Origin of the sequence: Ruegeria discodermiae (genome assembly GCF_030758345.1) — a bacterium.
In the GTDB taxonomy this organism is placed as follows: domain Bacteria; phylum Pseudomonadota; class Alphaproteobacteria; order Rhodobacterales; family Rhodobacteraceae; genus Ruegeria_C.
On sequence record NZ_JAVAMO010000011.1, the window covers coordinates 145,592 to 157,474 of the forward strand.

Consider the following 11,883-nt stretch of genomic DNA (forward strand, 5'->3'; position numbering starts at 1 on the left):
CCTCCTGTCAACGTGTGCCGGTGATCCTTACATAGAGCGCGGTAACTGCGAGAATGATAAGTCCAAAAAGCGCCGTGCGCGCGCCCTCGGGCATCTGCAAGAGCGTGAGCATTGTATCGAGGACGCGCAGGATCAGCGCGCCGACGATTGCACCCGCATAGCTTCCGCGCCCGCCAAAGATCGATGTGCCGCCAATCACCGCAGCAGCAACCGATGGCAAAAGCAGCGGATTGGCCAGGCTCAGCGAAGTCTGCCGGATCATCCCGAGATAGAGCAGACCGGCAAGCGCCGCGATGAGGCTGGAGAGCACATAGAGAGCCAGATAGACCTGCCAGGCCCGTACGCCCGAAAGCTTCGCCGCATGCTCGTTCGAACCAAGGGCAAAGAGCAGGCGGCCAAAACCCGTATACCGCATGAGCCATAGAATGAAGAGCGCGAAGGGGACAAAGACAATCAGCCCGTTTGGCATGCCCGCCGTGCGACCGGTGCCGAGCCATGCCAGGAATTCGGGGATATGGGTGCCCGCATTGATGACGAGGCGCTGATAGACTTGCAGGCAGCCGGTGGCGATCAGCCCGGTTCCCAGCGTCATGATCAAAGGATGCACCCGCACCAGACCCACACCGATGCCATTCACCACGCCAACTGCCAGCGCAGCGGCAAGGGCGACAAACACCGCTGGCGCGACGCCCCAGACGGCGCTCAGGGTGGCACAGACGAACGCGGACACCGTCGCAACCACTCCGACAGAAAGGTCGATCCCGGCAGTCAGCATCGTCAGCACCTGACAGGCCGCGAGCATCGCCAGCGGGATCGCAAACTTGATGAGGTTGCCGACCCAGAAAGATGAGATCAGCCCGTCCCGGCCAGCGCGGATCGGCATGACTATTCCCGGGCGCAGGACCTCAAGCAACGCGATCATCAGGAAAAGAAAGACCAGCAGCGGGATGATCGGGTTGTCGCGCAGATAACGGCCAAACCGGGTGAGGGGGGTATCTGTGTTCTGGGCACTCATCGTCGTGCCCCTCTCAGGGATGCGGCGGTTCCCAGCATCACGACCGCGACCATGATGGTTCCTTCTATGATCGTGGTGACGTTTGGATCAACAGCCAAAAGCGTCAGGATCGTGCGGATGATACGCAAGATGAATACGGCGATGATCGGTCCCAGCAAGCCACCCTTGCCGCCGCCCAGAACAACCCCGCCCAGCACCACAGCCGCGACCGAGGCCATCAGGTAGGGTCCCGGAACAGGCTCTCCGATTCCGGTCAGGGCGGCGAGGCTCAGGCCGCCCATCGCGCAAAACAGACCGCAAACTGCATAAGCCGCAATCTTGGTCCGCCCGACAGCGACGCCGGATCGGAATGCGGCGCGCTCATCCGATCCGGTGGCATAAATGGACAGCCCAAGTTTGGTACGGCGGATGGGAAGCCAGATGATGGCAATGCCCAGTGCGATGACCAGCAATGCCTTGGGGAGGCCGTCAAAAACAAAACTTCCGCGGATGGCGTGTTCAAGCCAATCGGCCGTTGCACCGCCCGGGCTCTCCAGGATCAAAAGGGCCGCGCCCTCCCAGACAAAGAGCATTGCGAGCGTCACGACGATATCGGGCACGCGGGTCAGGACGATCAAAGCGCCGTTGATCAGGCCCATGGCAAGCCCCAGACTCAGCACGATCATCAGCGCCGGGATGCCCGCCATACGTTCCATGAGTACAGCCGCTGTCACGGCGCAGACGGCCATCATCGAGGCGACCGACAGATCAATGCCGCCGACGATCACAACCACGGCCATGCCAGCGGTGGCAAAGGCGAAAGGCAGGGCGGCGCGGGCGATGCTTTCCAGCCCGGAAGCGCCGAAAGATGGTTGGATGAGCTTTGTGACGATCAGAAGGACAACCAGCAGGGCCGCAAGGCCCGAGACCCAGGCATGTTTGCGAAGAAACCGGCTCACGCCGCGCCCTCTGCCGCGGTCAGGCCATAGGCGGCGCGCATCAGGGTCTGCTCATCCGCCTCGGCTCCGTCGATCACATCGACCACGCGACCATTGAAAATGACGACGGCCCGGTCACAGGCGAGCGGCACCTCTTCAAGCTCTGACGTATAGAACAGGATGGCTGCCCCCTGTTCGGCAAGCTCACGCACGAGCGGATAAATCTGCCGCTTGGTGCGCACGTCGATGCCGCGCGTGGGATCAAACAAAAGCAGCGTTTCGACGCCGGTTGCAAGCCAGCGCCCAATCGTCACTTTCTGCTGGTTGCCACCCGACAGTCGCTGCACTTCGCCCTGCGCGCGCGTGTCGATCTGCAGCTTTTCGATGGCGTACCCCACACGCGCACGCTCGTGGCGCCGGTTCAGCGGCCCCCAATTGGCCGGTCGGGCGGAGAATGGCAGCGCGATGTTTTCCTTTACCGAGCGTTGAGACAGAAGCGCATCAGCACGGTTACCCGGCACGAAGGTGAGACCCGCAGCGATGGCGTCGGCGGGATGGGTGAAACTGACGGGTTTGCCATCAACCTCGACCCTGCCCGCGCTGGGCTTTTCGAAACCTGCGAGCACGTCGAACAGCTCGTCCTGCCCTTGCCCTTCCAGAGCAACGACGCCCAGCACCTCGCCGGGATAGAGATCGAAAGAGACATCGGAGAATTTCGGTTCAGCGGCCAGCGTCCTGACCCTGAGACGCGGTGTTTGGCCCTGAGGGAATGTCGTACGGGCCATCGCCCGCTGGCCAAGATCAAGTTTCTGACCGAGCATCAATTCGACCACGCGATCCTCCACACCGTCTTCAATGTCGAGATCACCGACGGTCTGACCATCCCGCAACACCGTTGCGCGGTCACACAGATCTGAGATTTCGGTGAAACGGTGCGAGACATAGATCACCCCCATCCCATCATTTGCCTTGCCGCGTACCGTCTTGAGGACGCGGTCGACCAGATCGGTGGGCAGTGCCGCCGTCATCTCGTCGAGAAGTAACACGTCGGGTTCGGCGGCCAAGGCGCGCGCAAGATCAAGGATGCGCAAGGTCGCCAAAGGCAGATCGCAAATCATGTCCGACAAGGCGAGATCTGTGATTCCAAGTTCCGAAACCCAATGGCGGAAGGGGTCCGAGGGCGTGCTGGTCAGACGCAGATTGTCGGCCACGTCCAGATCGGGGATGAGCGAGGGTTCCTGATAAACGGGCACGAGACCTGATCGGCGCGCCTCGGCCGGGCTGCCCACCGGGGCTGGTTTGCCGCGGATCAGGACATGGCCGGCGTCAGGTTTCAAAGCGCCGGTAATGATTTTGACGAAGGTGGATTTCCCCGCGCCGTTGGCCCCCATCAGAGCAACGATTTCGCCCTCCGCAACCGTCAGCCGCGCATCGGTCAACGCACGCACGGCACCGAAGCTCTTGGCCACGCCCGACGCGTCAAGGAGGGCTGTGTTTGTCATGAAGATCTCTGGTTGCCTGCTGGTCACCGCGTGGCCCCCCGGCATCGATGTGGGGGGCCAGCCTCGTTTTGGATCAGCCTTCGCCCGGACCTTCGCAGGCAATGATCTGTTCCATCGTATAGTCGGTCCAACCCGGGACGGTCACGGAAACAGGCCATTCCGGATCGAGATTGGGGTTCTGCGCCGCCGAAATTGTGGCCACACCGTCGTCGGTTGTATTTTCCCAGAGAACGGGATCGACAAGCACGGTTTTGCTGTCTGGCGCCTCGCCGTTCAGAATGTCGACCGCCAGGGCAATTCCGGCCCCGCCAACTGAACCGGGGTTGGTCACCGCAGCCCCTTTAAGACCATCCACCTCAGTCAGATACTGAACGAAACCTGCGTTATCCGCGCCGACAATCGGCACCAGCGGCGCGCCGGACTCGGTGAACACATCGACAATCACATTGTCGATTCCGCTGGTCCAGACCCCGTCAAACGGAATGCCGGTCGCCAGGAAATCAAACATCTGTTGCTTGCCCTGATCCTGCTGCCAACCGGTGAAAACCTCATGAACAACCTTGATATCCGGGAACTCTTCCAAAGCGCGTTTGAAACCGTTGTCGCGGTCGGTGTCGGCTGACACGCCAGCAATGCCGCGCATATAGACCACGTCACCTTTGCCGCCGAGCTGCTCGAACAGCCATTTAGCGCCGAGATAGGCGTATTCCTCCTGATTGTTGGAAAGGATATAGGCACCTTCTGCCGTGACACCGGCATCCACCGCGACCACGACGATATCCTGCGCCATCGCCTGCTCAAGCGCAGAGTTCAGAGCATCAGGGTTGGACGGGTTCAGGACAATGGCGTCGACACCGGCTTCGATGAGGTTGTTGATGTCTTCAAGCTGGCCCGCGCTGTCGGTGTTGCGATGCGCCACGATGATGTTGTTCACATCGCCCTCGACCAGCGCCTGCGCACGCATCGCGCAGATCATCTGTTCGCGCCAGCCATTGCCCTGCACGGTGTTGGAAACACCGATCGTATAGCTCTTGTGGCCACCGGCAAAAGCCGCCGGCGTCAAGGATGCTGCGACGGCAAAAGCGGCGACGCCTGATAGTAATGTTTTCATTTTATGTTCCTCCCAGTTCACAATCTGTTTTAGTTTGCGGTGCTTCGCTCTCTTTTCTATTTGATGAAGGGTTGCAGAACGTCCCGAGCCAGAAGAAAGCCGCGCTTCACTTTCTCATCTGTGCCTTCGAACAATCTGTCTTCATGTTCGATGATGATCGGCCCATCATACCCGGCGCGATAGAGACCGGAAAAGAAATTGGACCAGTCCACATCGCCAAGACCGCAGAGCCGGGGTATTTGCCATCCCATCCCCACCGACATGATACCGTGCTCATAAAGCCCGTCGCGATCCACCATAAGATCCTTGGCATGCACATGGCCCATATGCGGCCCGAATTCCTTGATGAAGCGGGTCTGGTCGATGAATTGCCAGATCAGGTGTGACGGGTCGAAATTCATGCCGACCGCATTGCCCCATTGCTCGAAAATGCGTCGCCAGATTCGGGGGCTGTAGGCAATGTTGTGCCCGCCGGGCCACTCATCGTAGCTGAAGATCATCGGGCAGTTTTCAAAACACAGCCTGACCCCTGCATCCTGCGCATGCCGCACAATAGGGTCGAAAATACCGGTCGCGCGCGCCCAGTTCTCATCTACGCTCAAGGAGCGGTCCCCGCCAATGAAAGTGTTGACGACATCGACACCCATCACACCCGCAGCAGTGATGACGTTCTTTAAATGGCTGATGACGTCCTCGCGGTGATCCGCATCCGCATGCAGGGGATTGGGGTAGTAACCAAGGCCTGAAATCTCGATCCCGTGCTCGGAAAGCTGGCCTTTGATCTCGGAACCCTCAGAGGCGGTCAATCCATCGACATTGATATGGCTCGTTCCCGCATAGCGTCGCTTTTCGCCCCCGGCTGCGGGCCAGCATGCGATCTCAAGCGCTGAAAACCCATTGGCACCGGACCAAGCCGCAACATCTGTCAATTCCGTATCTTCGAATGGAGCGGTCAGCAGGCCCAGTTTCATCTTATCGCTCTCCAATCTCGCTCAGGTCTACCCAGCGCTGTTCTTGTGACGATTTCAGCACCGCATCGCAGAACAGCATCTCGTAATGCCCATCCTCGAAGGTTGCCCAGGTGCTGCCGTGTTGTCGACCTCCCCGCACAACATCCGAGTAAACGGCGCGAAAGAAGTTGAAGAAGGAGTCCGCGAACCCCTCTACATGTCCGGGGGGCAGGGTAGCGGCTGCAACGCCTGTATCGTTCATCAGCGTAAAGTCCCGCATCAGGGTTTGGTTCGGGCCGTCGCGATGACCAAAGAACAAGTGATCAGGTGTCTCGCTGTCCCAGGCCGCGCTTGCCGTGGAGCCCGCGACGTCCCAATGCAGCGAGTTCTTGCGGCCAACATTGATCTGGCTGGTGCTCATCACGCCGCGCGCACCATTGTCATAGCGGATCATGATCATGGCCGCGTCATCCGTGGTGATCGTGACCTGCTCTGTTGCGCCAGCTGCGCTGGAAAAGGTTTCGACCGGGCCGGTGGGTTTCTGGCGTTCGGGCAGGAAGGTTGTCAGCTCCGCCATGAGTGATGCGGCCCTCAGCCCGGTGACAAAACTCGTCAGGTCCACCCAATGCGTGCCGATATCGCCGACCGAGCGCAACGCGCCGCCCATCTCGCTTTCCAGCCGCCAGTTCCAGTCGGTGGGTTTGGCCAGCCAGTCCTGATGATAATGCCCGGTGACAAAACGTATATCTCCCAGGTCACCGGCTTTCACCATCCCATGGGCGTGTTGGTTCAGCGGATAAAAGCGGATGTTGTAACAGACCGCGGCAACCTTGCCGGAAGCTTTTGCAATCTCAACCATCTCGGCGCTTTGGGCAGAGGTCATTGCCAGTGGCTTTTCGCAGATCACGTGCTTTCCGGCTTCCAGAATGGCTTTCACCTGCGGGTAATGCGCGTGATTGGGTGAGGTGACATGCACGACGCTGACGCTGTCATCGGCCAACAACTCCTCCAATGACCCATAGGAGTGGGAAAGGCCGATTTCACGCGCTCTTTCCGCGCCGCGCTCCGGTGAGGAGCCGAGGACGCCACGCACCTGAACACCCAGACGGCGCAGAGCCTGCACATGCACGGATCCGATGAACCCGGTTCCTATGACGGCGGCTCCGGTTTCGGCTATGCCCCTCATGTCCACCCCCATTCAGACAACAGAATACCCCCCGTCCACCGGAATGCAGGCACCTGTAAGGAAGGCCGCCGCATCCGAGGCCAGAAACAGCGCCGTACCGACAATATCATTGGGTTGACCCCAGCGGCCCAAAGGCGTGCGGGCCTCAATCGCTGCGGTGAAATCCGGGTTTTCCCGCGCTCTGGCGGATTGCTCGGTCACAATGAACCCCGGGGCGATCGCATTCACCCGGATGCCATCCTGCGCCCAGGCAATTGCCAATGACTTGGTGAGTTGCTCAACCCCCGCCTTTGACGCCCCATAAGCCGGGTTTTTCGGAGAGCCGAAGCGGGCATACATCGAGGCTATGTTGATCACACGGCCGCGGGCCTTCGACAGGGCAGGGTGGAGCACCTCTGCGCATCGGAAGGTGCCGGTCAGGTTCACATCCAGCACATGCGAAAAGAAATCCGGCGCCATTTCTTCGCCGCGACGGGTGATTGCGGCGCAATTGATCAGGACATCCACGCTGCTGCGCGACCGCGCGAATGTCTTCACCGCTTCGGTGTCCGTGACGTCCAGTTGGGTATAGGCGAAACGGTCCGCATCCTGTGGCGCGCAGTTCGGCTCGACACCCGTTATTTCCACCTCTGCACCGGCATCCTGAAACGCGCGCGCAATGGCGGCGCCGATACCGGCCCGACTGGCCCCGATCACAAGCACCTTGGCGCCCGCGAAGTCGAAAGCCACAGCGGCGGTCACCCGAAAAATCCTATCGTCTTACGGCAGCAGATGTGTTTCCCCAAGTCTTCTCGTGTTTCGCATTGAGTCTGTGCAATCGATTTCATGTCCGCTAAAAGTTCTTTTCAGCGTATGAAATCGATTGCATAGTCGCCTTGGCAAAAGATTCGAGTCAAGCCGCAAATTCTCTGACGGGCCATCGATATGTTCCAGAAACCGGCCACAATTCAGGATGTCGCCCGCGCTGCAGGCGTTTCGACAGCAACGGTCAGCCGCGTTTTGTCAAACCCCGGCCTCGTTTCCGATCGTACCCGCGAGGCCGTTTTGCGCGCAGTTCAGGAAACGGGTTACCGGGTCAATCAGGCGGCACGAAATCTGCGCATGCAGCGGGCGGGCGCCGTGCTGATCCTTGTTCCGAATCTCGGCAAGCCATTTTATTCCGGCATTCTGGCGGGCATCAGCGAGGGGTTCGTGGGGTCCGATTACGCCGTGTTGATCACCGATACGGAAAGCAACCCGCTTCAGGATGCGACATTGTCGGGGTACTTCATCGATGGCCGAATTGACGGGGCAATCTCATTGGATGGAGGCTTGTCCGCCGAGGCGCTCGCTGAATGCACCCGCTGTGGTGCGGGAGGGCGGATTGTCTTCCTTTGCGAATGGGTGGAGGGGCAGGATTTCCCGGTGATCTCAAGCGACAATGCAGAAGGGGCGCGGCTTGCCATCCGCCATTTGCATGATCTCGGTCACAAGAAGATTGGCCATGTCACGGGGCCGGACGGAAATGTCCTCACCACCGCGCGCCGCGAGGGCATGGTAGCTGAACGCGAGAGATTGGGACTGCCGGTGCGTCCGGAATGGATCATTCGCGGCGATTTCTCACTAGAGTCCGGTCATGAAGCGGCACATCGAATTTTGGCAATGCATGACAGGCCCTCGGCGGTCTTCTGTTCCGCTGACATGGTCGCTTTTGGGCTGATAGCGGGTCTGATCGCAGGCGGCCTGCGGGTTCCGGAGGATATCTCGGTTGTGGGCTTTGACGATATTGAAATGTCAGGCTCGTTTGTTCCGGCGCTGACCACGATCCGTCAGGATCGCCACAGTCTGGGGCGTCGTGCAGCAGAGGTTCTCCTGGATCGGTTGGCCAAGGCAAATGAGCAGAGCGGTCGTGAACCGGCGCTGCCTGTTGAGCTTGTCATTCGCGCAAGCACCGCGCCGCCTGCGTATTAGGCCGGAGCGCAAGGCGCGGAGTGCTCAAACCCACGGACAGCGTTATCTGTGTTGGCGGCACCGAAACACGGCGCCTGTTCTTTGTCGCAATCGGGCCGGATGCGGAAATCTCTTGAGCAAGTGGGGAGGAGTTGCCAAGCTTCACCGGATATCTTTGACGTTTTCGAGATGTAGCCGTTCCCGGGGAGGACGCATGAGCGACACGGCCCCTTTGCATGACGCCGCACCAATGGCGCGGGATTACTCCTTGACCGGCCCATCAGGGACTCGGGCCGTTGAGATCGGGTTGGCAGCGGCGCAGTGGTATCATAGCGACGTGCCACGTAAGATGTTCAAGACGCTTATAAAACGGCGCGATGGCCCGGCGATGCGCGACACTGCGATCTGGGTCGGGCTGCATATCCTGTTTGCCGCCGGAGGCATCTATTTCTGGGGATCCTGGTTGTGCGTTCCGTTCTGGTTTGCCTATGGCGTTCTATACGGCTCGGCATGCGACAGCCGGTGGCATGAATGTGGACACGGAACGGCATTCCGCACGCGATGGATGAATGATGTGGTTTATCACATCGCCTCGTTTCAGGTCATGCGAAACCCGGTCAACTGGCGCTGGAGTCACGCGCGCCACCACACTGATACGCTCATCGTCGGTCGCGACCCCGAGATTGCCTGGATGCACCCGATCAATCTTGTTTTGAAGGCACTGGCTTTTGTTGGTGTTGTTGAAACCTGGCAATCTCTGAGGGTGCTGGCGCGAAACGCGATGGGTCAGCTATCGCCAGAGGAGCAGACCTATATCCCCGAAAGCGAATGGCCCAAAGCGATCTTCTGGGCGCGGGTCCACATGGCGATTTACGCGGTTGTTCTCTGCGTCTCAATCGGCATGCTGGTTGTTGGGCAGGGCTGGGCCAGCATCATCCCGATCCTGCTGATCGGCGGGCCACGGGTTTATGGGTGCTGGCATTTCGTCATGACCGGTCTTTTGCAACATGGCGGCCTTGCGGAAAACGTCATCGACCACCGTTTGAACTCCCGTACCCTCTACATGAATCCGATCAGCCGCTGGCTGTATTGGAACATGAACTATCATGTAGAACATCACATGTTTCCGATGGTTCCCTATTACGCGCTTCCGAAGCTTCATGAGCAGATCAAGCACGACTTACCAAAACCAAACACCTCAATCTGGGACGCCTATCGTGAAATGATGCGCGCCGTCATGCGCCAGAGGCAGGACCCGGATTACGCGCTGCGCAAAGAGCTTCCGCCAACTGCGCAGCCTTACAACGAAGCCCTGCATAGTGAAGTTCCAGAGCGGTCCCCGGCCTAAGATCGTAATGCTGATAGAAGGAATGATCGATGCCCTGGATTGACGCATGCGCCGTAGATGATGTGGATGAAGAAGATGTCATTCGTTGGGATCACGATGACCGGACTTATGCGATCTACCGAAGTCCGGATGGAGCATTCTATTGCACCGATGGGCTTTGCACACATGAGCAGGTGCATCTGGCGGACGGCCTTGTCATAGATAACGAAATCGAATGCCCCCGGCATAACGGGGTTTTTGACTATCGAACCGGCGAAGCCTTGCGCGCGCCTGTCTGCGTGAACCTCGCCACCTACGATGCCAGGGTTGAGGCTGGCCGCGTGCTGATCCAGATCGACTGACATGTGATCTTTGGTCCTGATGTATTAGAACGATGGCCAGTTTGGAGGGCGTTGCGTGATTGAACTTTCATCGAAAGGTATCCGCCTCTCCTTCGATCCTGACCTGGGCATGATCCAGAGCTTTCATGTATCTGATGGCGAAAAAGAGATCGCGCCCCTGCACGTTGCACCTTGGGTGGGATCGAGTGAGACCCTGCCCGACGACATAGCACCGCATCTGAAAAAGCTGGGCGGAGATTTTTTCTGTGCGCCCTTTGGCGGCACGGAGGGCGGCTCGGCGCTGCACGGCTGGCCCGCAAACTCTTCGTGGCGCGTGCTGAAGCATACCGGCGACCACCTCAGAGTCGAACTGAGGCGGAGGGTATTTGGTGCCACGCTCTGCAAGGAGATTACGCTGCGCCCGAACCACCCGTTCGTCTATCAACGCCATGTCTTTTCCGGCGGTGATGGGCATGTGCCGGTTGCAAATCACGCCAACGTCGCTTTGCCGAATGGAGGAGCTATCCGCACCTCACCGAAACTGTGCTGGAAAACTCCGAATGTTGCACTCGAAACGGATCCGAACCTGGGCAGATCAGGTCTCGTTTATCCTGCCGAAAGCCCCTCACTCGCTGCTTTTCCCGGCATTGGGGGAGATTTGGATTTAACCCGGTATCCATGGTTTCCAAACCACGAGGATTTTGTCATCGGCCTAGAGGCCTCGGGTCACGAATTGGGTTGGACGGCGGTTACACGACCTGTTGAGGGCGACTTGTTCCTGTCGCTTCGCGCGGCGAGCGCGCTCCCCATGACGATGCTCTGGCACTCAAACGGAGGCAGAGACTATCCGCCCTGGTCTGGTCGGCATTTTGGGTGCCTGGGCGTTGAGGAAGGCGCGGCGGGGCATATCCTGAACAGTCAGTCGACAGATGAGGCATCCAGGGTTGGAGGCGTCGCGCTGACCCCGACCGATACAATCGAGGTCGCACATGTGATTGGGGCAATCCCCTGGCCAAGTGGGTCCGCCGTGCGTTCCATCGACCTTGTCGGAGACAGGCTTCGGATTTGTGGCGCGGGCGAAGAAAGCGTGTCCGTGCCAATTGAGGCCGACATGATCAGCTCGACCTGATTGCGCTCAGCCCACTGGCCCGGTGGTTTCGCGCACGACCAATTCTGCCGGGACCGATGAAATGGATTTGGGCATCTGCGGGTCTTTGATGCGGTCCAGAACCACGCGCGCCAGTTTCCTTCCCATCTGGTAGGGCGACACCGCCATTGTCGTAAGGGGCGGTGTGGCAACAGCGGCGTCCTGAATGTCGTCAAATCCGATCACCGAGATTTCCCGACCTGGCTGCATCCCTAACTGGCTGATGCCCAGGCAGGCGCCGATGGCAACCATATCTACATTACACACCAGCGCAGTGATCTCCGGATGCGCAGCGTGGAGCTCCTTAAGTGCGTTCAGGCCGCTAATCTTGTCGTCAAAGTAGTCCCAAATGACGGGGGGATCGAGGTTGAAATCGACAAGCGCCTGTTCATACCCGGCGATACGCTCGCTGCGCCCGCCCGCCTTGGCCACTCCGCCGAAATAGGCAATGTGTCGAT

At 59.3% G+C, this 11,883-nt stretch carries 12 protein-coding genes; 4 read left to right on the forward strand and 8 right to left on the reverse strand.

Annotation, left to right across the window (positions count from 1 at the left end; genetic code table 11):
- Positions 1 to 7: 7 nt before the first annotated feature.
- From Q5Y75_RS19940 to Q5Y75_RS19970, 7 genes are all read right to left on the reverse strand, one after another.
- The gene (locus tag Q5Y75_RS19940) at positions 8 to 1,015 is read right to left on the reverse strand and encodes an ABC transporter permease (RefSeq protein WP_306200883.1); all 1,008 of its coding nucleotides are present in this window, start codon (positions 1,013 to 1,015) and stop codon (positions 8 to 10) included.
- Positions 1,012 to 1,953 (reverse strand): ABC transporter permease, encoded by a 942-nt coding sequence (locus Q5Y75_RS19945; protein ID WP_306200885.1) that lies wholly within the window; start codon positions 1,951 to 1,953, stop codon positions 1,012 to 1,014. The genes Q5Y75_RS19940 and Q5Y75_RS19945 overlap by 4 nt, the downstream gene beginning before the upstream one ends.
- The gene (locus Q5Y75_RS19950; protein ID WP_306200887.1) at positions 1,950 to 3,434 is read right to left on the reverse strand and encodes a sugar ABC transporter ATP-binding protein; all 1,485 of its coding nucleotides are present in this window, start codon (positions 3,432 to 3,434) and stop codon (positions 1,950 to 1,952) included. The genes Q5Y75_RS19945 and Q5Y75_RS19950 overlap by 4 nt, the downstream gene beginning before the upstream one ends.
- 73 nt (positions 3,435 to 3,507) lie before the next feature.
- Positions 3,508 to 4,545 carry an ABC transporter substrate-binding protein gene (locus Q5Y75_RS19955; RefSeq protein WP_306200889.1) on the reverse strand — a complete coding sequence of 346 codons (1,038 nt, stop codon included), beginning with the start codon at positions 4,543 to 4,545 and terminating at the stop codon, positions 3,508 to 3,510.
- A 56-nt stretch (positions 4,546 to 4,601) separates the two neighbouring features.
- Entirely contained in the window at positions 4,602 to 5,516 is a 915-nt protein-coding gene (locus tag Q5Y75_RS19960; protein WP_306200891.1) for a sugar phosphate isomerase/epimerase family protein, read from the reverse strand.
- Position 5,517: 1 nt separating this feature from the next.
- Complete coding sequence (locus Q5Y75_RS19965) at positions 5,518 to 6,681, reverse strand: Gfo/Idh/MocA family protein (RefSeq protein WP_306200893.1); 1,164 nt, start codon at positions 6,679 to 6,681, stop codon at positions 5,518 to 5,520.
- 12 nt (positions 6,682 to 6,693) lie between these two features.
- Positions 6,694 to 7,422, reverse strand: a complete 729-nt coding sequence (locus tag Q5Y75_RS19970) for an SDR family NAD(P)-dependent oxidoreductase (protein ID WP_306200895.1) — start codon at positions 7,420 to 7,422, stop codon at positions 6,694 to 6,696.
- Between the two features lie 183 nt (positions 7,423 to 7,605).
- Here Q5Y75_RS19970 and Q5Y75_RS19975 point away from each other — a divergent pair, with 183 nt between their 5' ends.
- The 4 genes from Q5Y75_RS19975 to Q5Y75_RS19990 all read left to right on the forward strand — a co-directional run bounded on the left by Q5Y75_RS19975 (position 7,606) and on the right by Q5Y75_RS19990 (position 11,407).
- A complete protein-coding gene (locus Q5Y75_RS19975; protein WP_306200897.1) occupies positions 7,606 to 8,631 on the forward strand; it encodes a LacI family DNA-binding transcriptional regulator in 1,026 nt (341 codons plus the stop codon).
- 193 nt (positions 8,632 to 8,824) lie between these two features.
- The gene (locus tag Q5Y75_RS19980; RefSeq protein WP_306200899.1) at positions 8,825 to 9,958 is read left to right on the forward strand and encodes a fatty acid desaturase family protein; all 1,134 of its coding nucleotides are present in this window, start codon (positions 8,825 to 8,827) and stop codon (positions 9,956 to 9,958) included.
- Positions 9,959 to 9,987: 29 nt separating this feature from the next.
- Entirely contained in the window at positions 9,988 to 10,299 is a 312-nt protein-coding gene (locus Q5Y75_RS19985; RefSeq protein ID WP_306200901.1) for a MocE family 2Fe-2S type ferredoxin, read from the forward strand.
- Between the two features lie 55 nt (positions 10,300 to 10,354).
- A complete protein-coding gene (locus Q5Y75_RS19990; protein WP_306200903.1) occupies positions 10,355 to 11,407 on the forward strand; it encodes a hypothetical protein in 1,053 nt (350 codons plus the stop codon).
- 6 nt (positions 11,408 to 11,413) lie between these two features.
- Here Q5Y75_RS19990 and Q5Y75_RS19995 read toward each other — a convergent pair.
- Positions 11,414 to 11,883: substrate-binding domain-containing protein (locus Q5Y75_RS19995; RefSeq protein ID WP_306200905.1), on the reverse strand; the 470-nt coding region annotated here is incomplete at its 5' end.

What these genes read in the sequence shown, in the direction of transcription:
- Q5Y75_RS19950 (WP_306200887.1), bottom strand. Translation starts at nt 3,434, where the DNA reads ATGACAAACACAGCCCTCCTTGACGCGTCGGGCGTGGCCAAGAGCTTC.
- Q5Y75_RS19980 (WP_306200899.1), top strand. Translation starts at nt 8,825, where the DNA reads ATGAGCGACACGGCCCCTTTGCATGACGCCGCACCAATGGCGCGGGAT.
- Q5Y75_RS19955 (WP_306200889.1), bottom strand. Translation starts at nt 4,545, where the DNA reads ATGAAAACATTACTATCAGGCGTCGCCGCTTTTGCCGTCGCAGCATCC.
- Q5Y75_RS19960 (WP_306200891.1), bottom strand. Translation starts at nt 5,516, where the DNA reads ATGAAACTGGGCCTGCTGACCGCTCCATTCGAAGATACGGAATTGACA.
- Q5Y75_RS19985 (WP_306200901.1), top strand. Translation starts at nt 9,988, where the DNA reads ATGCCCTGGATTGACGCATGCGCCGTAGATGATGTGGATGAAGAAGAT.
- Q5Y75_RS19965 (WP_306200893.1), bottom strand. Translation starts at nt 6,681, where the DNA reads ATGAGGGGCATAGCCGAAACCGGAGCCGCCGTCATAGGAACCGGGTTC.
- Q5Y75_RS19940 (WP_306200883.1), bottom strand. Translation starts at nt 1,015, where the DNA reads ATGAGTGCCCAGAACACAGATACCCCCCTCACCCGGTTTGGCCGTTAT.
- Q5Y75_RS19975 (WP_306200897.1), top strand. Translation starts at nt 7,606, where the DNA reads ATGTTCCAGAAACCGGCCACAATTCAGGATGTCGCCCGCGCTGCAGGC.